Origin of the sequence: Psychromonas sp. SA13A (assembly GCF_011378715.1) — a bacterium.
Lineage (GTDB): Bacteria > Pseudomonadota > Gammaproteobacteria > Enterobacterales > Psychromonadaceae > Psychromonas.
In genome coordinates this window covers 486,674-509,775 of sequence record NZ_WTKU01000001.1, presented here as the reverse complement: position 1 = coordinate 509,775, position 23,102 = coordinate 486,674, and the positions used below count along the sequence as shown (strand labels likewise).

Genomic DNA, 23,102 nt, shown 5'->3' with positions numbered 1-23,102 from the left:
ACTCACAACCCGTACGCATTATACGTCAGCAGTAAACTTGGCAGGAGTGCAGTTAGAAAGGTCATCAATTCACCCGAAATATGATAGTGGCATGAATAATTACGGTTTTTAAATTGTGCGTCAAGTGCTTATTACCATAACCGAGATAATGCACGCAGTGTTTATCGCCTTTAGATCTTCATCTTGATATTCACAGCTTGAACATCTCAATACCTGCTGATTTTTGTATCTTGAATGATAACAGGTATAACATTTTATTCTGGTCAATAAAGTCGTATTATCGAATACATTGAACAAAGAGGAAAAATAATGAGTGAATTTAAAAAACCATCACAAGATGAATTGAAACAACAATTAAGCGATCTGCAATACCAAGTGACACAACAAGAGGGCACAGAGCCTCCTTTTAATAATTTATATTGGGACAATACCGCACAAGGTATTTATGTGGATATTGTATCGGGCGAACCTTTATTCAGTTCACTAGATAAATTCGATGCACACTGTGGATGGCCAAGTTTTACACAACCGATTGCTGATACAGAGCTAGCTGAAAAAGTAGATAACAAATTATTTTCACAACGCACTGAAATTAGAAGTGTGGCAGCTGATTCACACCTAGGGCATGTGTTTGACGATGGACCTGCTCCAACAGGTTTACGTTATTGTATTAATTCTGCTTCACTACGCTTTATTGAAAAAGAAAAAATGGCAGAGGAAGGTTACGCTGATTTATTAACGTTATTTCCAGCGTAAATCATACAAAGTAAAGGTTTTCGGCTGTTATAACGTTGGTACTGAATGCCGAGTTTTTCGGGTAGTGTTGCCGCTTCCAACGTTTGAAACCCAAGTCGTTGATAAAATATCTGCAAATGTGGATAGGGAAAACAGTAAATAGTCTGAATTTGAGCGCTAAGCAATTGGGTTAGTAAGTTACTTGCCAAACCTTGTCCTCTTAGTGCAGGTAAACAAGCCACACCGGTTAAGAGTGTTGCACCTTGTACCGTTTTTAGCCGTGCTGCACACAGTATTTGTTGATTTTTTATAACAAATACTTGTTCACTTTTATTCGCAAGCCCTTTTTTATAGACTTGCTTATAAAATTGATTGACCAAAGGTATTTGGTCTTTCTGTAATTGACAAAATTGCAGTGAGTTAAGGTCCATCTAAATCCCGAGTGACTTGTTTCAAGTGATTGATAAGGTAAACTATCTCACCGTGGCCTATTTAATTTTTATAATAACGATAAAAAGTGACGATAAAAAGAGATCATAAATAGGGGCGACTATATTAATGCCATAAGGGATTATCATGATTGAAAAAAACAGCTCACTCAAGGCTTTTAACAGCTTTTCAATTGATGCTCATGCGCATCTTCTTTTTCGTTTTCAACAGCTTTCGCAATTACCCGAATTATTAGCATTGATCAAAGAGATGCGTGCTAATGAGAAGCCTATCTTAGTATTAGGTGGAGGGAGTAATACTTTATTCTGTGACGATTTCAGCGGATTAGTGATAAAAGTAGAATTAATGGGCGTGGCTCATAGTGCAGATCAAACTCATCATCTGCTCAACGTGAGTGCAGGTGAAGATTGGCATCAACTAGTTGAAAGTACCATCGAACAAGGTATTTATGGCTTAGAAAATCTGGCATTAATACCGGGAGTCGTGGGCGCAGCGCCAGTACAAAACATTGGCGCTTACGGTGTTGAGCTTAAAGATTTCTGTGTCAGTGTTGATTATATTGACCTCATTGACGGCAGCCTCAACACACTCTCCAATGAACAGTGCTTATTCACCTATCGCGATAGTATTTTCAAGGGGGAGTTAAAAGATCGCGCTTTAATTACGTCAGTATCTTTAAAATTACCTAAGCAATGGCAAGCACATTGTCGTTATGGTTTGTTGCAAGGCCTCAATGAAACTGAAGAGTCAGTTAGCGCAAAACAGATATTTGATAGTGTCTGCCATATCCGAAGCGAAAAATTACCTGATCCTAAAATATTAGGTAATGCCGGTAGCTTCTTTAAAAACCCAATTGTCAGTGAACATTTAAGCCAACAGCTTTTATCCCATCATTCAGATATGCCACATTATCCACAACCCGATGGCAGCGTTAAATTAGCGGCAGGTTGGTTAATAGACCAATGTGGTTTAAAAGGTAAAAAAGTAGGTGGCGCAGCAGTACATCTACAGCAAGCTCTAGTGCTTATTAATGACAATGGAAAAGCAACGGCAGAGGATGTGATTGAGTTAGCGTGGTTTGTGAGAGAGCAAGTATTACAAAAATTTGCGGTGCTATTAGAACATGAAGTGCGCTTCATTGATGCCGTGGGTGAAACATCGCTACAACAGGTGATCCAAAATGTCTGAATTAAATGAGCAAGGTAACAAGTTATTAACGCTATTAGCTGATGGTGAATTTCATTCCGGTGAAAAAATCGGTGAGCTATTAGGGGTATCAAGAACCTCGGTTAATAACTATATCAAAGCCTTGCAAGAGATTGGGTTAGATATTTATAAGGTCACTGGAAAAGGTTATTGCAGTGCCACCCGCTTAGCATTATTGGACGAACAAGCCATTAAACTTGTGAGTGGCTCAGAGCATGTACATGTAGAGCAAATTCTGGAGTCAACCAACCAATACTTATTAGATAAAATTCCCTCGCTTAATAACGGCCAAACCTGTATCGCAGAATATCAAACAGCTGGGCGTGGGCGTCGAGGACGAGAGTGGATCTCACCCTTTGCTTCTCACCTCTACTTCTCAATGTATTGGCGATTAGATGCAGGAATAGACAAAGCCTCCGGTTTAAGTTTGCTGGTCGGCATTGCCACCGTTAATGCATTGGAAAAGCTAGGAATTCAAGGCGTAGGGTTAAAGTGGCCTAACGATCTTTATTATCAAGGTAAAAAGCTTGCGGGTATCTTAATCGAACTCAATGCGCAGGCTTCTGATGTTTGCCATACCGTGATTGGTATTGGTATTAATGTGAGAATGCCAGCTGAGCAAGGTAAATTGATTGATCAGCCTTGGATTGATTTAAATAACATCAGCACGCAACCGGTTGACCGTAATAAACTGTCAGGGTTATTAATTAAAGAGTTGCATACGCTATTGCATGCCTATGAAGAAACAGGACTAGCTCCATTTTTAGCACGTTGGTTTGAATTGGACTGCTTTATTAACCAACAAGTGAATTTGCTGGTGGCTGATAAGGTGCAAAAAGGCGTTTGCAGAGGAATTAATGATCAAGGTGCTTTGTTATTGGAAATAGATGAACAAGTGAAAGCGTATATTGGTGGAGAAATTTCGTTACGTTTGGCGAATAATTAGGCTAAATGTTAGAAATTGATTTGTTTTTAAGCAAACAATCAAAAAACTCCAATTTTTTACTAAGAAACACTTGCAAGGTGTGCTCAAGTTCTTTAATATTCGCGGCACTTAGACAGCGCCGACTTAGCTCAGTAGGTAGAGCAACTGACTTGTAATCAGTAGGTCACCAGTTCGACTCCGGTAGTCGGCACCATCTAAGTACTGGAGGGGTTCCCGAGTGGCCAAAGGGAACAGATTGTAAATCTGTCGCGAAAGCTTCGGTGGTTCGAATCCACCTCCCTCCACCATATTTTTATCTCACTTGTCACAGTGAGTAAGTAGATAACAATGCACAGCATTGTTTTTTGCTTGGTAGCTTTTGCTACTAGATGCAGTTTGCGGGCATCGTATAATGGCTATTACTCCAGCCTTCCAAGCTGATAATGCGGGTTCGATTCCCGCTGCCCGCTCCAACTTTCGTTATAGAAAGTAACTTTAAAACCAAGCTCTTATGCTTGGTTTTTTTGTTTCTGCTTTCTGAAAAAAATTGGTGACCAAACGGTGACTATTCGATACCAAAGCCTATTTTTTAATGGTGTTGATAGTAATCCATTTTCTCGTTTCTATTCCTCTGGCTTTACTTCTAATTTTTTGCTTTGAAGCTCATAAAGTTCTCCAACCTCAACGCTTTTTAAGTTGCCATGGTGTGGCAAATGATCTGCTTCGTTTTGGTTGTCATTTAATGGAAGTAAAACACTATCGATCATTTCGTAAGTGCTCATTTTCTGAATGGATGCTGGTTAGTTGGATCCCAAGTTTAGATTCAACTCCCTTTAATTATCCAGAGTGGATAAGTTGATAATGCCAGTGGGACCTTATGTTAAGTAACTCCCTACACAACATTCTTTAAGCTTGGTATAAATTTCTTTGATAACGGTTAGATTGAAAGTATTGTAGGATAAACAAGCAGGTAGTAGTTCTCGCAGGTTTAATACAGGGAAGTGATATGCAGCATATTGATTTTAGAGCTTTGGAATATTTAACCGCTTTATCAAAGTATGGTTCTTTAAGGAAAGCATCAAAAATGATAGGGGTAGATCCAGCGGCAATGAGCCGAAAGCTATCGCAATTAGAAGAAGAAAACCAAATTAAAGTATGGGAAAGAGGGGGTAATGCATCCGTTATTACTGATGCAGGTGAAGAGTTATTACGGTACCACCAGAGCATTATCAAAAGTGAGGCTTCTGTTTTCAGAGCATTATCAAAAGTGAGGCTTCTGTTTTAGCAAAATTAAATAGGTTAAAAGGTCTTAAAAAAGGGAATATCAAAATAGCCATTGGTGAGGGGTTTATTACCGATTTAATTCAATCATCTTTAAAAGAATTTATGTGGAGATACCCTGATATTAGTTTATCCATTGAAGTCGCGGGAGCGGCTGACGCCATTAAAATGTTAAATGCGAGAGAGGTTGATTTTATAATAACTTACGCTTCTTCATTTGATCACAAACTAGAAACACATATAGAAAGAATACACCCTCTTGAACTTATCGTGCCGATGGGTCACCCTTTAGCGTTGCAGTCAAAGGAGATTTCTGCGCATGAACTTAAAAATATTCCTGTTGCAATCATCAATACATCGACAGGTATGGGAAAGCTCGTTGATCATGCCTGTGAAGTTTATGGTTTGGAATTAGAGCCTAAATTACAAACAAACTCTGTGAATGCGCTTGTGAGCTTTGTCTGCTCAGGCTTAGGCGTTACTTTCATGCCTAAACTCACTGTCATGGAGGAAATAAAACAAGGGAAGATAGAAATTGTAAAAACAAATATCGATATGTTTTTACAAGCAAGGGTAAGAGTTCAATCTCTATTGGATGTTGAGCTATCTTTGGAGGCCGTTACGTTTATGCGCTTTTTATCAGAAAATACCTTATTTCTTAAGTTTGACTCTAATAAAATAAGTGTTGATTAAATATCAACACTTAGAGCGTAGAATCTTCAACAGGGATAACCTATATTAATAATTCACTCTAACACGGAAGCTTACGAGGTAATTTATGATCTTAACTGCAAAAAAATATGCATTAAAACTTAGTGCAATTGTAACACTGTCTGTCCTTAGTTCTTATCCAATTTATGCTGCAACCATCAATTTAAGCTACAACGGTGCTGCCGATACTGAAAAAAATGCGGTGCATCTATTTGTTTCAAATGTTAAATCTATTGTTGAAAAAGAAACTGAGGGGAGTTTAGAAATTAAACTATTTCCTAATAGTATCTTAGGTGGTGAGCAAGAAAGAATGGAGCAAGTTATTAATTCTCCAAGTCTGAATGTTGCTTCATTTGGTGGTATATCACCTCTTTTCCCTGAAATATTTGTCAGTTCAATTCCTTTTCAATTTGATAGTTTTGAACAAGCTCGTAATTTCTTTGACCATGGTAAATATTGGGAGAAAGCAAGATCTGAGTTTTATAAAAAGACCAATGCTCATATTTTAGCTGTAGTTGAAGAAGGGGGGTTTCTCGCTTTCACCAATAACAAGAAAGAAATAAAATCTCCTAAAGATTTTGAAGGGCTGAAGTTTAGAGCAATGGATAAAAGCCAAGTGGCTCTATACAAAGGATTTGGTGCTTCTGGCACACCAATCCCATGGACAGAAGTTTATATGGCTTTAAAAACGGGGGTTGCTGATGGGCAAATGAACCCTCCCATGTATATTATAATGGGTAGTTTATATGAAGTTCAAAAATATATGACTCTCGCAAATGTACAATATTCAGATCAATTCTTAGTTGCAAATGATGCCTTACTTAAAAGCTTAACTGAAAAAGAGAAAGAGATTTTGTTATCAGCTGTTAAAAGAGCAAATGACATTAATCGAGTTGAAGTTGAAAAAACAGTAAATCAACGTATCTCTTACCTAGAAGAAAAAGGAATGAAAGTTTATAGACCGACAAATGATGAACTTATTGAATTTAGTAAACTTTCAAAAGATTCATACATTGCTTGGTTACTAGAACAAGGTGTTGATGAATCTTGGATTAAATTAGCCACTGACGACCTTTAATCATAAAGTAAATTGCTACTGTTCGAGTAGCAATTTACTTTCCTATCTAGGCATGGATTAGATATGCTAAAAAAAATTAACAGTTTTTTTATTTTCATTGCATCTGCACTACTCATATTAAACCTCATTAATTTACTCTTCTCAGTTATTGGAAGGTATGTATTTGATTTCTCTTTAATATGGACAGAAGAAGCCTCCCGTTATTTACTTATTTATATGGTATTGATTGCTGCATCATTTTTAGCTAATACTAATGAACATATGAGGTTAGATGTCATTGACCGTATTAAAAATAAAAAAATAGCCTTTTTAATATTTATGTATACGAAGCTAATTACGTTATTAGTGGCAAGTGTATTTACTTATTTTAGTTATAAATATGCAATGTCCATTACTATTTTTCCAACGATAGGGCTTGGCGTAAGTAAAACGATTCCTATGCTTTCTCTACCCATTGGCTTTTTCTTATTGTCGATTTACACATCAATACAGATTGTTAAGTCTCTGCTAAAAAGGTAAAACATTATGGTCTTAGCTATTTTATTTGTTTTCCTCGTTCATTTATTTCTGGGTGTTCCTTTATTTATCTCTTTGCTTTTGTCGTCATTTGTTGGCTTCTTATTTATTGATATGGGATTAGCGGTCAGAATTATGCCACAACAGTTTTTTAGCGGTATTGATAGCTTTGCTTTGTTAGCTATTCCATTATTTGTACTTGGCGGTAATTTACTCAATGCCAGTGGGCTAACGCCTAAATTGATGGCTTTTTCAAAATCCCTTGTTGGCCATTATAAAGGTGGGTTGGGTTATGTGAATGTAACTTCAAGTGTCTTTTTTGCAGGGGTGAATGGTTCCGCCGTTGCAGATACAACGGCACTCGGGACAATTTTAGTACCTGCGATGGAAAAAGAAGGTTACTCAAAAGGTTTTGCGGCAGGTCTCACCGCTGGGAGTTCTTTGATTGGGCCTATCATCCCACCTAGTATATTTATGATTATTTACTCATCGCTCACTAATGTGTCGGTTGGCGATCTTTTTCTTGCAGGGATCATACCTGGGCTTATTTTGAGTGTGATCTTCATGTTAATGAACTGGGTATATGCACACAAACATGATTTAAAAGTAAATGAAGAAGGTTTTTCTATACGCAATGTATTAGTGACTGGATACCAAGCGCTTCCTGCATTATTTGCGCCTTTATTAATTGTTTTTAGCATTGTATTTGGCATTGTAACACCTACTGAATCAGGTGCATTGATCGTTATTTATTCAATTATAGTTGGTTTAACTATTGGTACTTTAAATTGGATTTTATTGAAAAAAGCGATTATCGAGTCAATGAAACTGACGAGTGCTATATTCATCATTATTGCTGCGTCTTCAATTTTAACTTGGGTACTAGGTTATGCAGAAGTACCAAAAGATTTTGCTAAGTTGTTAACGCCATTTATCGATAATATTACGTTAGTTCTTTTCATCCTTAGTGGCATTACGTTTTTTGTGGGAATGCTAATGGAAGAAGTGTCTGCTTTAGTTTTATTAACGCCAATATTCGCTCCTATCGCATTAGTTGCGGGAGTTGATCCTATTCATTTAGGCATTATCATCACTATGAATATTACAATTGCATTAATAACGCCTCCAATGGGGGCATGTTTATACGTTGCTAGTGCAGTGAGTAAGATTCCTCTTATGACAATGTTTAGAGAGATTTTACCTTTTATATTTTTTGCGTTGATTGTGCTTACTATTGTGATTTTATTCCCTAGTATTGTTTTATTTTTACCTGAGATATTTAATTAATGTATATTCAAGCTATTCCTACTATTTCACTGCCTAAGTGGAGTGAATTACCTTCAATTATAATTAGTGATAATTCGGAAAGGTTAATACCTACTTCTTTAAATAAACAGATTTTCACATTTCCAATATATTCAAAAATTGGCCTGCCAGGTGCGATAAATGAATGTTATGTTAGAGAATCTGTATTTTTAAAGTTACTAGAGGTTAATAAGCGATTACCCAAAGGTTTTAATCTAGTGATGTTAGATGGGTGGCGATCTACTCAGGTACAAAAATATTTGTTTAAAAATATCTTAATTGATATTAAATCAAAGAGTGATGAAAATATTACAGATGGTGAGATCTATACTGCCGCAAGAGCCCTAGTTGCACCGCCGAGTGAGGACCCTTTAAATCCTAGTCCTCATAATACTGGTGGTTCTGTTGATGTTACATTGTGTGATGATAACGGGTGTATGATTGAAATGGGTAGTGACTTTGATGAAAATTCACCTTTGTCATCTTCAAGTGCTTATGAAAGCGAAACAGATTCGCCAGCACGTAAACATCGTCGAATTTTATATAATGCCATGATCTATGCTGGGTTCACTAACTTACCAAGTGAATGGTGGCACTATGATTATGGTAATCAAATTTGGGGGTATTACAAAAAGCAAAGCACGGCTATTTATGGTGGGATAGAATCTATTACGTTTGATAAGCTTTAACGTTTTAATCAGTGGCTTATTTCTTTCTAATAGATGAAAAGGTAAGCCATGATGCCATTTTATGATGCAAAAAAGTGGTCTTCGATTAATGTAACACTACAGTGAATACTTTTAATATTGCTAGGGCTACAAAAAATGAAACAGTGGAGAAATATTTTATCTCTATCCCTTTACTGCTTCTTTCAGTCAGCAACATTGTAATTTCTACTCCAATGACATTGAGGTGCTGTTTTCTACTTTAATGGTTACCCTGTCTTCATCATCTACTTGTTATTTTTTATCAAGATCATTTGTCACATCCAACATAACACTTATATCTGCTAAATTTTTACCTTGTATAATAACTGAAGAGTTAAAAAAGTTGCTATGTGCTCTTTTAAACGTTTGTTGAAAAGAGAGGGGCTACTAAAGATTGTGACAGATAAATTGGCAAGTTATTCAGCCGCTAACAAGCATTAATGCCAAGTATCGAACATTTCACTTAATAACGAATGTAAGCTCTCACATCAGGCCACTCGGCAGTAAGTTCGGCCAAATTATAGAGTCAAGCTCAGCGGTCTTTAAGTGGTCACGGTGTGACAAATTATTTGTTAAAAAGAGTTAATCATAGTGATTTAGAAAGGTATGGGAGTTCAACCCTTAGCCTAGATTATAGATTTATAAAATAGTAACCCATTAATTTTAGTTATACCTTCCTCAGTTATTCTTTATCCCTAAGCGGTACTACATCCTATTTTAATAACTCCAGAATATTGCTCAAATAAAATGCGATTTCCGTCACTAATTATGATGTTTGTTGCTATATGGTGAGTCGAAATAAGTATTCGATAAACAGTTATTCGATCATTAAACCCTTTCATTTTATTAAAAAGGTTATACCAATGACAAAGAAACCTAACATATTTATTTTCATGACAGATCAGCAAAGAGGTGATTCATTAACTAATCCGTTAATTGAAATGCCAAATGTACGATCTCTGATGAAAAGTGGTGTGAATTTTAAAAATACGCATTGCCCATCACCACACTGTTGCCCATCGCGTGCGACCTTTTTTACGGGAAAATATCCAACTGAACACGGCGTATGGAACAATGTATGTGTACAAAATGCATTATCAGATAGATTAACCCCTGGGATAGCATTGTTTTCAGAAAACCTTAAAGAACAAGGTTATCGAATGGGGTATTCAGGTAAATGGCATGTTAGTTATGAAACAGGCCCTGAAGATCATGGGTTTGAAGAAGTTTACGTTACTTCAAATAAAAGAACAAAACCCGACGAAGCGACTAAACATATGAGCTCGGGTTGGGAAGTTTATAAAAAACTCGCTAAAACACGAGATGAAGACGTAGACACTCCGAGAAAAGTGGGGCAAATAAAACGCGCAGGCTATCCTAATTACAATCACTATGGTTCGAAAGATAACCCATTTAATGATTTTGATGTCGTCAATGCAGCAATAGAAAAACTTAATGAAATACCAGAAGATGGTAATCCTTGGTTATATTATTTAGGCACTCTCGGGCCTCATGACCCATATTTTGTACCTCAAAAATTTTTAGATATGTATAAAGATGTTGATATTGAACTGACGGATATTCATTTTGATGATCTTCATGATAAACCTCACCTGTATCAGCGAACTCAGAAAGCATTTAATCAATTATCAATAGAAGAAAAAAAGGATGCCATTATCCACTATATGGCGTTTTGCACCTATGAGGATTATCTTTTTGGATTAGTACTCGACCAGCTTAAAAAACGTAGTGATTTCGACGATACTCTTATTTTATTTACAAGTGATCACGGGGATTACAACGGTGAGCATGGCCTATGGTGTAAGGGTTTGCCTGCCTTTAAAGGTGCGTATCATATTCCAGCAGTGATTAGTTGGAAAAATGGATTAAAAAATCCTAATCGCACCATTGATGCGCCTGTTTCATTAGCTGATTTTGCACCTACATTTTTAGCACTTGTTAATGAAGATATATCGACATTAACGGGGCAAAGTTTATTACCTTTTATTTACGATAATAAGCCTGAAACATGGCGTGAATATTCATTTACCCAGACTAATGGCAATGAGATTTATGGCATACAACGCGCGGTATTCAATGATAAATGGAAACTGGTTTATAACTCTTTTGATTATGATGAACTTTACAATTTAGAAATTGATCCTGATGAGTTAGTTAATTTAGCGACTGATGATAAATATAAAGACATAAAAAAATCTTTATATCGCGAATTGTGGTCTTTTGCCGAGTCGGTAAATGATAAATGTTTAAACCCCTACATAATGGTTGGACTTGCCGAGTTTGGTCCTGCATATGCGTATGAATAACAGAGGATATTAATATGAACAGTTGGACAATAATTTCATTTGTAGCATTTACCGCACTTGTGGCTTACATATCTTGGCGAGCAACAAAACAAGAAGATTTAACAACATCTACAGGTTACTTTTTGGGAGGGAGAGGCCTAACTGGTTTACAAATTGGTACTTCAATACTGCTAACTAATTGGTCAGCAGAGCAATTAATTGGACTTAATGGACAAGGATTCGCAGTTGGCCTTTCTAATATGGGGTGGGCTGTAACAGCCGCTCTTGGCTTGATAATAATGGCTGTTGTTTTCTTACCTTATTTTTTAAGCCGGGGAATTACTACTCTACCCGAACTGGTCGAACAAAGGTTTGGTAGCGGCGCTCGTAATTTTATGTCGTATTGTATTCTGGTGGGATTAGTTTTTATTCTACTTCCTGCTGTTCTCTACGCGGGGGCAATTGGTTTAAGTAAAGTCTTTGATATTTCTGGTCTACTTAACCTTTCAGATAATGCAGCACTAATAGGAACGATTGCTTTTATTACTATTATTGGCAGTATTTATGCGATTTTTGGTGGTCTGAAAGCGGTCGTTATCTCGGATACAATTAATGGTATTGGGTTCTTCTTCGGTAGTATTTTAGTGCTAGTTTTGGGATTAAACGCTTTAGGTGGCGGTAGTATATCTGAAGGCGTTCATCGATTAGTTGTCGATAATCCTCAAATGTTAAATGCAGTTTCTGCTCCGAAAGTAACAGTGCCTTTTTCTGCCATATTTACTGGTATGATTTTGATCAATCTTTATTTTGCTTGTGCCAATCAGTTGATTATACAGCGTGCTCTAGGTGCTAAGAATTTAGCTGAAGGGCAGAAAGGCATCCTGATGGCGGGAGTGGTAAAAATTCTGAGTATCGGCATTTTGTTAATACCAGGTATTATTGCTTTTCATCTTTATGGCACAGAAGGTATTAAAGCCGATGAAGCTTATCCACTATTGATTAATCGTCTCATGCCTGATTATTTGGTTGGTATTTTTGGTGCGGTATTATTTGGTGCAGTTGTTTCTACGTTTAATTCAATTATAAATACATGTTCTACTATTTTTGCTCTGAATATTTATAAACCATTTAGTAAATCTAACTCTGATATGAAATGTATTTCAGTTGGTAAAAAGTTTGGCGCTGTTATTGCCGTCATGGCTGCTTGTCTTGCACCATTGATTCAATATGCAGATGCTGGAATGTACATGTTTGTGCAAAAATTTAATGCTTCGCTTCATTTACCAATACTATTGATTGTTGTTGTAGGTATGGTTTCCAAACGTGCGACTGCTAAATCAACGATTACAGGTGCCATTGCCTATGTTGTTTTCTCATTATTCTTAAATTACATTTATACTGGTTGGCATCTACATTTCCTTCATAAAGCAGCTATCTTATTCGGATTGAGTCTTGCCATTACATGGTTCATGACCATAAGAAATCCTGATACATCAAACAAAGTATTATTACCTATAGTAGATGTTGTCGATTTAACTCACTGGAAACATATACGTATCGCTTGCGTTATGACCTTTGTGTTAATGGTCGCTACTTATGTCATGGCTTCTTCTGCGGGTATTGTTACTGAGCCTGAAAATATTGCTCGAAACCTTATCACTATTTTAGTTGGATCAATCATCTCTGTTTTTGTATTGAACATATTAGTTAAAGCCCTTTTAGCTAAACACCATGCAAAGAAGCAAGCTGAGGTAGAGGTCTTAAGCTAGGTTAGATTTATTAACACTCTATGTATTTGTTATTAAAACGAAGGCATAGAGTGTTTTTTTATGAACAAAGAATAAGAGCAAAGGAAGTAAAAAACGTTTCGTTCTGCTTGTTGAAATTTAACCTACCTACGTTGAGTCTTGAAGTGATAACAACTATCTATTAAAGCCACGTCTTGTTAGTGAAATTTTTACGTAGCAACCATCGAATACTTCATTATTTTCTTTGCTATAAAATAGGACAGGTTTATGTGCGCTAAAGAAATGAAACAAAAAATAATAGATGTATCTAACCATGGAATTGTACCGAACACCGACATCACATTAAAATTGAGTCAATTATTATTTAAAATAAAGGGGATGGACGACATTAAGTTGTTTTTTCCTAAAGGGGTCTATCAATTCTATAAAAAACACGCGATGGAAGCATATAAAAACATTGCGAATCATGATGATGGTCTAAAACGTATCGCATTTTTAATTAATAATATGAATAGTTTATCTATCGATGGCGATGATTCATTATTTCTTTTTTATGATGAAGTCATTCCTTTTGCTGTTGATAAATCAAAAAATTTCACTATTAAAAATGTGAAAATAGATTTTATTATGCCATTCCACTCAGAGTTAGAGATTGTCACCTCTGATCCTGAAAAAAAGAGTTTTATCGCTAAAATAAATGCACAGCGTTACCCTTATAAAATTGAAAATAACAAAATTTTGTTTAAACGTTTTGAGCAATGGGTTCATGTTGGCCAAAACATAGCTTTTGATAAAAATACAACCGCACCAATTTATAATCCTCCTTTATATGAAACAGTTGATTATCCTCATGCAATTGATCTTGGAAATGATTGTGTAGAATTCTCAAAACTAGGTGAAAATATACAACCCATTCCCGAAGGCGCTGTTTGGATCACTTATGGAGAAAGAACCTTAAATCGTCATATCCCAGCGATTCATGTCATTGATTCTAAAAATATTATTTTAGAAAATATGACTGTGCATACTGCGGGGGGCATGTCTCTGATTATTGAGCGAACTGAGAATATTAACTTATCACAATATTTTGTTACACCATCAAATGATCGTATGGTTTCGACGAGGGCCGATGCTACGCACTTTATGAATTGTAAAGGCGACATTGTTGTTGAAGATTGTAAATTAGATCACATGCTTGATGATGGCATTAATGTTCACGGTGCTTATGTCAATGTTGACTCCTATGTCGGAGATAATACATTCGTCGCTTCGATTAGCCATTTTCAACAGGAAGGTATTATTTTTGCTGATCCTGGAGATAAGGTTGCTTTTACTAATAAAGAAACTATCTCTTCTTTTTTTGAAACAACGGTGGAAGAAGTTAACATTATTAACAGTAAAGTATTTTTAATTCGCTTTGCTGAAGTACCGGATCCAATCCCTCCTTTTGAAATGACGCTTGAAAACTTAACATGGCAGCCGAATGTTGTTTTTAAAAATAATATTATAGAAAAAAATAGGGCTCGCGGAGCTTTATTGACCACAAAAGGTAAGGTTGAAATTACTGGAAATTGTTTTTATAACCAAATGCATAATGTACTTTTGGTGGGTGACAATGACTTCTGGTATGAATCGAGTGGTACAAAAGATGTGACAATTCATAATAATATTTTTGATAAAGTGGGCTTTTCAGATCCAGATGCCTATCCATTATATGTATTAGTTAAATTAACCAAAGACCAAAAATATGGTGAAAAACCCTATCATGGAAAGGTGAGTTTTATAGAGAATCAAATTAATAGTCTTAATGGACTGTTCGTACACGGTAGTTCGATTGATAGCTTATTAGTTAGCAATAATAGTATCGTTTCATCTACAAATACCCGTGACTATCTAAGTCAGTATCCCTCTATAAATCTTAACTCTGTAAATAAAGCGGTAATTAAAAATAATCGTAGCGAGGGCTTTAACAGTGAGCTGTTAGTCAAACAGAGTAAGGTGAGCGAAGCTGTTGTGGATAAAAACTTGGGTTTCTACTCGACGAATTAACCTGCTTAAATATAACAATAAGCTGTAAATGATTAAATGAATTTGCAGCTTTAAACTAATTTATAACATGATCTTTCAATGACATCATTAAGTATGATTCAAAGCAGATCTGTTGTTTTTTATATGAATGTATAATTTTAACCCATTTCTCGACTGAGTACCTTCTGCATCTTCCATTTCTATTACATTGTTTAAACCTGTTCAGGTTAAGTTTATCTACAGGTCTTTATAAGCATAATATTCACTGTAATTCTGACTCTGTAAATTATCCATCACTCAAAGTCGAAGGAGATCTACTTGTTAGAGCCTATCGTTTATACCTAGATTTTTTTACAGCAGGCTGATTCTTTTATCTTCATAGGTATAGCTGTTCCACTACCATTACAACTAAATATTCTTTATGAACGTCGATATGACTCTGAATGCAGCACTTACTATGCGGAATCTAGGTGTGTTATATCTGAGCCAATTTTAAAATGCTATTTAATCGTCTTTGTTATCGAGATCAAAAAATTATTAAAAATAGAGTGAGTTAGGCTATTTTAAAGAGGTATTTCCCTCGTTATATTTATGTTTTGAAATTAAAAACAATGCAGACCTATTAATTATATTGATACCTTCCTCATTTATTCTTTATCCCTAAGATGGCCTATCTCAGACTTTTATCAAAGTAAAATTTGACCCAAATAAAAACGTGAGACACATCATTAATTAGAATTTTTGTACCTATAAGGTTAGTCGAAATTGCTCACAGATAAATTTTATCGATAGATGAATCCTTTTATTTTATAAAAAATATTGGGTAAATGAAAAAAACAGATGTTTTTTTTATTAATTATCAGAAATAAATTTATTAGTGATTTCTGATAATTAATAGGGACATAAACGTATGAAAAAAAGTTTTTTGACACCAAGTATTCTCGCCTTACTTTTTGCATCAACAGCGCATGCAGGGGCTGTGTATGAAACGCCTATCGGTACTATAAATTTAGGGGTAGATGCCGAGTTTGATTTTTCGAACGAATCGAATGTGAACAAAATAGAGCAAAGAACGGATAATGACGCTAAAGTTTTCAATTCTGGCGGTCGTTTAAAGTTTCTTTTTGATGGGCAGAGAACGTTAGAAAATGGTCACTTTGTTGGGTTTAACCTTCACCCAATATGGAGACAAAATGGTAATGATAATAATGGTAATGCACATGAGATTACTCTTCAATTTGGTGTAGTAAATGATTGGTCTATTAAAGCAGGTCATTTTGAAGCAACGACGCTTTCTTATCAGGGGCAAGATACTTATTTTGTAACCGCGAACTCAACGGTTTATCGTGCAAAACAATTTCGTGGTCGTACTGGGTACCCACAAATTACTTTTACTAAAACACTAAATGATAATTTTGGATTTGAATTGACCGCTCAATCTCGTGACGATGGTAGTACTATGGTTGCCCGACCACTCGTTACTTATGATACAGACACAGTATCAATGGCATTTGGTTTTGAAATCCCTGTAGCAACCGATAGCTCTGATATAGCAGGAAAAGACGTCGCTTCTTTTATTACGGCTAATGACAATGTTAAAGATGATTTTAATGATAGCTCGAAGGTTGTAGATGATGGAAATGCATGGTTTGGTTCAGCGGTTACCGGTATTTATAAGGTGACAAATGATCTAGCACTAAATGCTCGTATGGGGTATTTATCTGATAAACGTATTAATGATAATGAAGCCACATCTTTCTCGATGGGTGTTGGTGCTCAGTATCAAAATTTTTATATAGCTACATTATATGGGGCAAGAAATGCGGACAAAAATGCTAACGATACAGAAGAATTAAGAATTTATACTTCCTATAAATTTCCAAGTGTTTTGGATCTAGAAAACTTTGATATATATCTTGGGGCTGGTTATACGCAAACTAAAATTGGCGACAATAGTAAAGAAAGTGCCATTGGTGGACGTGTTCGTCTCAAATACCATTTTTAACAGGACTGAAATTTAGAATATCTGATATTTAACTAAATCTAAAAGCGATGGCGGTGGTCATCGCTTTTAAGTTATTAATAACACTCTTTAAGTATATATATGAACAATAGATTAAAAAACGTATCACTTGCTTTACTGATTTCAGCAACATCTCTCCAAGTTTTTGCAGATAACGGATATTACAAAGGTTTTGAAACGTCTATCGTAAAAAACTTAGTGACTGATTACGACGTTGATAATTCTGATCAAAAAGATGATACACAAAAACTTCAATCTGCAATTAATGAACTATCACAAATGGGCGGAGCAGAGATTATTATCCCTGCAGGCGTATATTACTTTATGAATGTGGAGTTAAAATCAAATATTAAGTTATTAATTGATGAAAGTGCCAGCATAAGGCCTTATCTACAGGCGATGTATGATAATGGCGGTGATGCGATATTCAACGTGGGGAAGCATAATGATGAAGTTGTCAAAAATGTTGCTGTGACAAGTTTACAAAAAGACAAACGCTTTATCGTGCAGCTGCCTGCTATCACTAAAGTTTCCGGCGCGAATCCTGCTAAACCATTTAATAATGTTTACGGCATAAAAGTGTTTCATTTTTTCAATATTGAAAACTTTTTGACATCAAATATGAATATTTATGATAACAATACAAAATATTCAGCGATGAGTTTGAATGTAATATTAACCGATAAAAATAAAGCGAATAGAGGTAAGTTGCCAACAAGCGGCGATGTTAAAAACATCACTATTTATAACGCTGCATATGGTTATGGAGCAGTGCAAGCCCAAGCTGCAAATAAGGTCTATTTTGAAAATATAGAGTCTGAAGGTGGCGCTGCATTAAGGTTGGAAACGGGTTATGCTCCTATGAATAATATGCAGTTAGGTGGTGTCACTAATATTAAAGCCAAAGATATAAGGTGTATCAATGGTAGTGCTGCATTAACATTATCTCCTCATACGATTCAAACTAATGAGAATATAGAAGCACATAATATAAGTGCAGATGGTTGTAATTTTGCAGTCAGAATCGCCACTGGTTTTATTTCAAAGAAAAATACAATGGAAGGACTAAAACTTGGAGTATTTAAAAATGTAAGTATAGATGGGATCGATGCAACCTTTGGCTACCACTCTCAAATTTTACATAAAGACTTTTCTTTATTATCTAAAGACTTACAACGATATATATTCAGAACAGATAACGCGTTGGAAGCATTGGAAGGTCCGTCTATCTCTGCGGTTGGTTATGTTGGTGGCCCAGGTCAGCCAATAAATTATGAGGCATCGTTAACCAATATTAAAATGTATGGATTTAAAGCAGATACAAAAGAAATCATCACTCCCGCTGACAGAGGCAAGGTTTATACAACAGAAGAATAAGCCAGTTTTGATAGGCCTTGATGCTAAGTAACCTCTGTTCTGGATAAGCAAAACGATATAACACCGTTATTTCCGCAGATTTCTGCGTTAAATTATCTCTCAATAACCCGTTATTCCTTCAATAATTCGCCTTGAACTACAAAAAACTAACGGCACTGTATAGCCAAAAAAGATAATCTTATGATTTTAAATATAATTCCACTTTGATTAACCAGAATTGAGGTTAAAGCAAATATTACGTCGATTATTTGATGATGTTGAAAATAAGGCACTTTTTGAATATTAGCGAATTAAAAGTGCTTATGATGTTTATTATTGGCTACCTGCTGCTTAATTTGTTTTATAAACTCATTAATTAAATGGCGACGCTGTGCATTAGGTTTAGTCCAAACACCTATATGATAATGCCAAATGGGCTCATTTAAAGGCAGCTCAACGAATCCTCTATTTTTGATTTTATGTAGCAGAGAGTTTGTTGCACATAATAATGCATCATTTTTCTTTACCAAAGCTAATGCAACTTCAATAAACCCTGTCTTGAGAATAAAGTTAATTGGGGGAGTACGCTCGCGTGATAATAATTTATTGATGCTATCAAGCATCGAGTTCGAACTTTGAAAACCAACCCAAGGATAATCTGAAAGCTGTTTTAATGAGTATTCCGATGATTGAACGAGCTTATGGTTTTCGTGGGCAATAATGCATAGGCGAGTATCCATCAGCGGAATAAAAGAGACATCATTATTTTCTACAAATGACTTACCATTCTCTCCCCCTAATACGATATCCAATTCACCTGAAATTAACTTTGGAATTAGATTTTCAATAGTATTTGGCATAATTTCTATATGTACATTTGGATACATAAATAAAAAATTAGAAATCATTTCTTTTATGGGGGTTTCCCAAGCAGGGCCTGAGCCAATTCGCAAAGATTCTTTTTCAGAAAATAAAGAATTGATTTCAGATTCCATACCTTTCATCTCATTTTCTATCAGAATGCATCGCTCCATCATTATTTGGCCAGCCGGTGTTAATTCAACACCACGCGCTTTACGCTCAAATAGTTGAACTTTATAACGCTCCTCAAGGGTTTTTATGCTTCGACTTATTGCTGGCTGCGTAATGTTAAGAAATATGGCTGCTTGCGAAATAGAACCATGTAAAACAACTTGCATAAAATGAGTGAATAATTTTTCCATCTTTATTCTATTCCTGTATTTGCCTTATTTATTACAATAATCATTTATAGTTGTATTTAGAGCACCTAAACAAACATGATTTTGATCATTCTAAGCAGTCGTTCTGATATTTACTTTGACGATTTATTAAATTTTAGTTTCTTAAAATATTCATTAATAGGGCCGGAGATTGTTGCGTTTCTAGTAAACCTTTCATGGTTTTCATATAAGGTGCACTATGTTTAAAAAAGTAAAACAGCCCTTCACAGAAATAGCTCAGATTATGTTCACCTGTAGATGAAGCAATGAATCGATGTTTTGGACAATCACCATGACATTGTTCTAAAAATGCACATGTTTTACAGTCTTCTGCTATTTTATCTTTTTTGTCTTCACCAAACTGATTTGCGTGATCGCTGTTATTCATGGTGGTTATTGATTGTTCATGAATATTGCCTAGCTTATGTTCGGGGTATACATAATGGTCACAGTTATAAAGATCTCCATTAGCTTCCAGAGCAAAAGCATGGCCACATTTTTCACTAAAAATACATACCTGAGCAGGGTAACCACAGGTCGTTGCTAGGGTCGTTTCAAATATTTGTACAAACACCTTACCGATATCATTTTTTACCCAGATATCAAAAATACGCGATAAAAACTCACCATATTGAAGTGATGGAACTGACCATTTTGTTACTTGTGCTTGGCGAACAAAATCTGGTCCAATTAAGCGGATTTCATTAGATTCTGCATTAGTATTTTCTCGTTCAACGAGTGGGATAAATTGAATATGAGGTGTGCCTAATGATTTTAGATATTTATACACTTTCTCTGGTTGTTTAACATTAAGGCTATTAACTACGGCTAAGATATTAAACTCTATTTTATGGCGCTTTAGCAGTTCAATTGCCTTAATGACTTTATGGTGCGTGCCTTTACCACTTCTTGTTACACGGTAGGCGTTATGTAATTCTTCTGGGCCATCTATAGATATACCTATTAACCAGTCATTTCTTTTAAATAACTGGCACCATGCTTTATTTAAAAGCAAACCGTTCGTCTGCATGACATTGACGATCTTTTTGTTTTTAGCATATTTTTTTTGTAATTGAATCGCTTTCTCATAAAACTCAATACCAGCTAAAGTCGGTTCACCACCTTGCCAAGCAAAATCCACAGTATCGCTTGATTGCGCTTCTATTTGTTGGCGAATGAAAATTTCTAGTGTTTCATCATCCATAAATTTTTGCTTGGATTCTGGATATAATTTATATTTTTCTAAATAAAAACAATAAGTACAGTCAATATTACAGGTAGACCCCGTTGGTTTTGTCATGACATGACAGCCACTATTTAATTTTTCCATATTTTATACTCACTATATTAAAAAGTTGCTAACACTACCTTTAGAAAATAAAGTCACTAAATCTCATTGATAAAAGTTCATTAGGTATTTATTAATAATATTGTACTTATACCCACATTGATTAAACGTGATATTAAATATTATTCTGATGTTTTTTTGTAAATGAACAATAGTGCTGTTGAGGAAGTTATTAATAAATACCTAAACGACAATGATGAGATTATTTGTTTAACGTTTGGCTATATTCCACAGGTATAACCAGTATATGAATGGATTAAATAATAAAGATGATGTAAAAAACGAACATACTAAGAGCGCGTCGATTATTATTAGAAATTATGTGATCTAGAAAGGAAATGCTTAAATTATAAGGTGCCTCTCAGCCAAACAAAAACTTATGTTAATCGGTGGGACTTTAAGCCCTTTGATGCTTTAAGGGCGAATGCTTCTAGCTCTTCTTTATTCATAATGATCTATCTTTAATGTGATTAAGTTAATGATAGGCAATTTACAGGTTGTAGGACAGGGTTGCTCTCAGGTCTAGCTGGTTTTACCCTTGTAAGTGAATTTTTTATTGTTCGTTACAAACTTAAAGATATTTCTCTGAAGTACGATCCAAATAATTACTTTACGATTGCATAGAAGCTACATATCAACTACATAGAACTGTGTTGCAACTACATAACAACGCTAGTATTTCAAAACTAATACTATTATTGGTATATTTAATTGAATGGTAAGCTAGGTAAAAATATTCATATTAAATAAACAAGTTTTTATTATGAATGCGCCCCTAAAGGGGCGCTGGCAGTCACATAAAAAGTTAACATATCTAACTTAATATAAAGAGAATTCGAATGAAATTTGACGCTATTATTGCCATTGCTTCTGGTCAGCCAGATCCAATTATATTACCCTTTTTATCTCCACAGATAGAGTGTAAACACCTTATTTTATTAGTAAGTGATTGGAGTAAAAATAAAAAGATAGATGAAAATATTGCCAAAGCATTAAAACCTAATGGAATAAAAGTAAGCTCAGTTGATCTGCTTTCGAATGATTGGGGTGAAATACAGAAGACAGTTGAAAATGCGGTGAAAGGTTACCCAGATAAACAAATCGTTTTCAATAGTAATGGCGGTACTAAACCAATGACATTAGCAGCATACGAGTATTGTTATAACGAAGATATACCCGTATTTTATGTCGATGATAATAAATTGAATTGGTTATTTAAAGCAGGTATACAAAGTCTAGTCAGCGTCGAAATTGAGGCAAGTTTAGCAATTTCTAGCTATTTGGTTGCTCATGGTTATGACATTATTTCTGACTCTCCTTTGTTTAGTTCATCAGATTATAAAGCGTTGGTAAAGGACTGGGCAACCGATAAAAACAAATCGGAAAAAATTGCTATTGGTATGCTTAATTATATAGCTTCACGTGGTGATAAAAATAAATTAACCGTGCCTTTAGAGGGGAAAGAAAAAGATGAGAATCATCCCGTCGGTAGTTTGCTTGATGACCTAGATCGCGTTGGATTGATAGAGCTCTTAGCAGAAAAGGTTCGTTTCAAATCTGAAGAAGCACGCTTTTTTGCTAATGGTGGTTGGTATGAGTTGTATGTTTGCACTCTATTACAGGGGATTAATAAGCAGTATTTTGACGGTAAAGGTAAAATTATTACCAGCTTAATTGTTAAACCGACTGAAAAAACACAAAAAGAGATAAAAAATGAAATTGATGTGGCTTTCTTACTGAATAATCGATTGTATTTATTCGAGTGCAAAACAGCAAACATATCAGGTAAAAATGGTCGAGCCGATGAAGCTGTCTATAAATTAGGCACCCTATTAAACTCGTTAGGTGGTATTAGAGCTAAAGGAATTATCATGAGCTACCGTGATATTGATATTCGAGATAAAGATCGGGCTAGATTACTTAATATAGATATAGTTGATCATCATAATGATATTAAGGCAATGGAAGACCGAGTACGTAAAATTATTCAGGGCGATTAACCTTGTAAAACAATATTATTTATCTTTGTGTAAAAGTTAAATTATGCCGCTAAGTAAATTTGAGAATGCGGCCTATACAACCATCGCTATCTTATATCTAGCTACTATTTAGCTTTTTTGAACTTATTTTTCTCGTTT

General features: G+C 35.2%; 18 protein-coding genes, 3 tRNA genes and 1 pseudogene. 18 read left to right on the top strand and 4 right to left on the bottom strand.

What is annotated here, in order from left to right:
• Positions 1–342: 342 nt before the first annotated feature.
• Positions 343–756 (top strand): annotated as a pseudogene (gene msrB, locus GQR44_RS02190) (peptide-methionine (R)-S-oxide reductase MsrB); the annotation flags it as partial.
• Here the strand turns inward: msrB and GQR44_RS02185 are convergent.
• Positions 723–1,166: a GNAT family N-acetyltransferase gene (locus GQR44_RS02185; RefSeq protein WP_166368760.1), complete on the bottom strand. Its 444-nt coding sequence runs from the start codon at positions 1,164–1,166 to the stop codon at positions 723–725. The pseudogene msrB and the gene GQR44_RS02185 overlap by 34 nt on opposite strands.
• A 145-nt stretch (positions 1,167–1,311) precedes the next feature.
• Between GQR44_RS02185 and murB the strand changes: the two genes are divergently transcribed.
• From murB to GQR44_RS02160, 5 genes are all read left to right on the top strand, one after another.
• Positions 1,312–2,373: a UDP-N-acetylmuramate dehydrogenase gene (murB, locus tag GQR44_RS02180; RefSeq protein WP_166368758.1), complete on the top strand. Its 1,062-nt coding sequence runs from the start codon at positions 1,312–1,314 to the stop codon at positions 2,371–2,373.
• On the top strand, positions 2,366–3,337 hold the full coding sequence (gene birA / locus GQR44_RS02175) for a bifunctional biotin--[acetyl-CoA-carboxylase] ligase/biotin operon repressor BirA (RefSeq protein WP_166368756.1): 972 nt from the start codon (positions 2,366–2,368) through the stop codon (positions 3,335–3,337). Before murB ends, birA begins: the two co-directional genes overlap by 8 nt.
• A 117-nt stretch (positions 3,338–3,454) precedes the next feature.
• Positions 3,455–3,530: transfer RNA gene (locus GQR44_RS02170), tRNA-Thr, on the top strand.
• A gap of 10 nt (positions 3,531–3,540) precedes the next feature.
• Positions 3,541–3,624: transfer RNA gene (locus tag GQR44_RS02165), tRNA-Tyr, on the top strand.
• A gap of 90 nt (positions 3,625–3,714) precedes the next feature.
• A tRNA-Gly gene (locus GQR44_RS02160) sits at positions 3,715–3,789 on the top strand.
• Positions 3,790–3,939: 150 nt separating this feature from the next.
• On the opposite strand, the gene GQR44_RS02155 is transcribed toward GQR44_RS02160, so the two are convergent.
• Positions 3,940–4,083 (bottom strand): hypothetical protein, encoded by a 144-nt coding sequence (locus GQR44_RS02155; RefSeq protein ID WP_166368754.1) that lies wholly within the window; start codon positions 4,081–4,083, stop codon positions 3,940–3,942.
• A gap of 239 nt (positions 4,084–4,322) precedes the next feature.
• Between GQR44_RS02155 and GQR44_RS19600 the strand changes: the two genes are divergently transcribed.
• The 11 genes from GQR44_RS19600 (at position 4,323) to GQR44_RS02105 (ending at position 18,396) form a co-directional block, all read left to right on the top strand.
• Complete coding sequence (locus GQR44_RS19600; protein ID WP_205962931.1) at positions 4,323–4,601, top strand: LysR family transcriptional regulator; 279 nt, start codon at positions 4,323–4,325, stop codon at positions 4,599–4,601.
• Positions 4,574–5,290, top strand: a complete 717-nt coding sequence (locus tag GQR44_RS02150) for a LysR substrate-binding domain-containing protein (RefSeq protein WP_346774313.1) — start codon at positions 4,574–4,576, stop codon at positions 5,288–5,290. The genes GQR44_RS19600 and GQR44_RS02150 overlap by 28 nt, the downstream gene beginning before the upstream one ends.
• A gap of 85 nt (positions 5,291–5,375) precedes the next feature.
• Entirely contained in the window at positions 5,376–6,386 is a 1,011-nt protein-coding gene (gene dctP / locus GQR44_RS02145) for a TRAP transporter substrate-binding protein DctP (RefSeq protein WP_166368752.1), read from the top strand.
• 63 nt (positions 6,387–6,449) lie between these two features.
• Positions 6,450–6,905, top strand: a complete 456-nt coding sequence (locus GQR44_RS02140) for a TRAP transporter small permease subunit (RefSeq protein ID WP_166368750.1) — start codon at positions 6,450–6,452, stop codon at positions 6,903–6,905.
• Positions 6,906–6,911: 6 nt separating this feature from the next.
• Positions 6,912–8,189 (top strand): TRAP transporter large permease, encoded by a 1,278-nt coding sequence (locus tag GQR44_RS02135; RefSeq protein WP_166368748.1) that lies wholly within the window; start codon positions 6,912–6,914, stop codon positions 8,187–8,189.
• The gene (locus GQR44_RS02130) at positions 8,189–8,896 is read left to right on the top strand and encodes a M15 family metallopeptidase (protein WP_166368746.1); all 708 of its coding nucleotides are present in this window, start codon (positions 8,189–8,191) and stop codon (positions 8,894–8,896) included. The genes GQR44_RS02135 and GQR44_RS02130 overlap by 1 nt, the downstream gene beginning before the upstream one ends.
• Before the next feature lie 881 nt (positions 8,897–9,777).
• The gene (locus GQR44_RS02125; RefSeq protein WP_166368744.1) at positions 9,778–11,241 is read left to right on the top strand and encodes a sulfatase-like hydrolase/transferase; all 1,464 of its coding nucleotides are present in this window, start codon (positions 9,778–9,780) and stop codon (positions 11,239–11,241) included.
• A 14-nt stretch (positions 11,242–11,255) separates the two neighbouring features.
• On the top strand, positions 11,256–12,989 hold the full coding sequence (locus GQR44_RS02120) for a solute:sodium symporter family transporter (RefSeq protein WP_166368742.1): 1,734 nt from the start codon (positions 11,256–11,258) through the stop codon (positions 12,987–12,989).
• Between the two features lie 246 nt (positions 12,990–13,235).
• On the top strand, positions 13,236–15,017 hold the full coding sequence (locus GQR44_RS02115) for a right-handed parallel beta-helix repeat-containing protein (protein WP_166368740.1): 1,782 nt from the start codon (positions 13,236–13,238) through the stop codon (positions 15,015–15,017).
• A 904-nt stretch (positions 15,018–15,921) separates the two neighbouring features.
• Positions 15,922–17,001 (top strand): carbohydrate porin, encoded by a 1,080-nt coding sequence (locus tag GQR44_RS02110; protein ID WP_166368738.1) that lies wholly within the window; start codon positions 15,922–15,924, stop codon positions 16,999–17,001.
• 99 nt (positions 17,002–17,100) lie between these two features.
• Positions 17,101–18,396 (top strand): hypothetical protein, encoded by a 1,296-nt coding sequence (locus tag GQR44_RS02105; RefSeq protein WP_166368736.1) that lies wholly within the window; start codon positions 17,101–17,103, stop codon positions 18,394–18,396.
• Positions 18,397–18,686: 290 nt separating this feature from the next.
• On the opposite strand, the gene GQR44_RS02100 is transcribed toward GQR44_RS02105, so the two are convergent.
• Both GQR44_RS02100 and GQR44_RS02095 read right to left on the bottom strand, forming a co-directional pair.
• Positions 18,687–19,598 (bottom strand): LysR family transcriptional regulator, encoded by a 912-nt coding sequence (locus GQR44_RS02100; RefSeq protein WP_166368734.1) that lies wholly within the window; start codon positions 19,596–19,598, stop codon positions 18,687–18,689.
• Between the two features lie 133 nt (positions 19,599–19,731).
• Positions 19,732–20,946: an anaerobic sulfatase maturase gene (locus GQR44_RS02095; RefSeq protein WP_166368733.1), complete on the bottom strand. Its 1,215-nt coding sequence runs from the start codon at positions 20,944–20,946 to the stop codon at positions 19,732–19,734.
• 857 nt (positions 20,947–21,803) lie between these two features.
• On the opposite strand from GQR44_RS02095, the gene GQR44_RS02090 reads away from it, so the two are divergent.
• On the top strand, positions 21,804–22,964 hold the full coding sequence (locus GQR44_RS02090; RefSeq protein ID WP_166368731.1) for a DUF1887 family CARF protein: 1,161 nt from the start codon (positions 21,804–21,806) through the stop codon (positions 22,962–22,964).
• The last annotated feature ends 138 nt before the right edge of the window (positions 22,965–23,102 follow it).

Coding starts and splice junctions, on each gene's coding strand:
- GQR44_RS02105 (WP_166368736.1), top strand. CDS start 17,101: ATGAACAATAGATTAAAAAACGTATCACTTGCTTTACTGATTTCAGCA.
- GQR44_RS02095 (WP_166368733.1), bottom strand. CDS start 20,946: ATGGAAAAATTAAATAGTGGCTGTCATGTCATGACAAAACCAACGGGG.
- murB (WP_166368758.1), top strand. CDS start 1,312: ATGATTGAAAAAAACAGCTCACTCAAGGCTTTTAACAGCTTTTCAATT.
- GQR44_RS02135 (WP_166368748.1), top strand. CDS start 6,912: ATGGTCTTAGCTATTTTATTTGTTTTCCTCGTTCATTTATTTCTGGGT.
- birA (WP_166368756.1), top strand. CDS start 2,366: ATGTCTGAATTAAATGAGCAAGGTAACAAGTTATTAACGCTATTAGCT.
- GQR44_RS02125 (WP_166368744.1), top strand. CDS start 9,778: ATGACAAAGAAACCTAACATATTTATTTTCATGACAGATCAGCAAAGA.
- dctP (WP_166368752.1), top strand. CDS start 5,376: ATGATCTTAACTGCAAAAAAATATGCATTAAAACTTAGTGCAATTGTA.
- GQR44_RS02185 (WP_166368760.1), bottom strand. CDS start 1,166: ATGGACCTTAACTCACTGCAATTTTGTCAATTACAGAAAGACCAAATA.
- GQR44_RS02090 (WP_166368731.1), top strand. CDS start 21,804: ATGAAATTTGACGCTATTATTGCCATTGCTTCTGGTCAGCCAGATCCA.
- GQR44_RS02115 (WP_166368740.1), top strand. CDS start 13,236: ATGTGCGCTAAAGAAATGAAACAAAAAATAATAGATGTATCTAACCAT.
- GQR44_RS02140 (WP_166368750.1), top strand. CDS start 6,450: ATGCTAAAAAAAATTAACAGTTTTTTTATTTTCATTGCATCTGCACTA.
- GQR44_RS02130 (WP_166368746.1), top strand. CDS start 8,189: ATGTATATTCAAGCTATTCCTACTATTTCACTGCCTAAGTGGAGTGAA.
- GQR44_RS02100 (WP_166368734.1), bottom strand. CDS start 19,598: ATGGAAAAATTATTCACTCATTTTATGCAAGTTGTTTTACATGGTTCT.
- GQR44_RS02120 (WP_166368742.1), top strand. CDS start 11,256: ATGAACAGTTGGACAATAATTTCATTTGTAGCATTTACCGCACTTGTG.
- GQR44_RS19600 (WP_205962931.1), top strand. CDS start 4,323: ATGCAGCATATTGATTTTAGAGCTTTGGAATATTTAACCGCTTTATCA.
- GQR44_RS02155 (WP_166368754.1), bottom strand. CDS start 4,083: ATGATCGATAGTGTTTTACTTCCATTAAATGACAACCAAAACGAAGCA.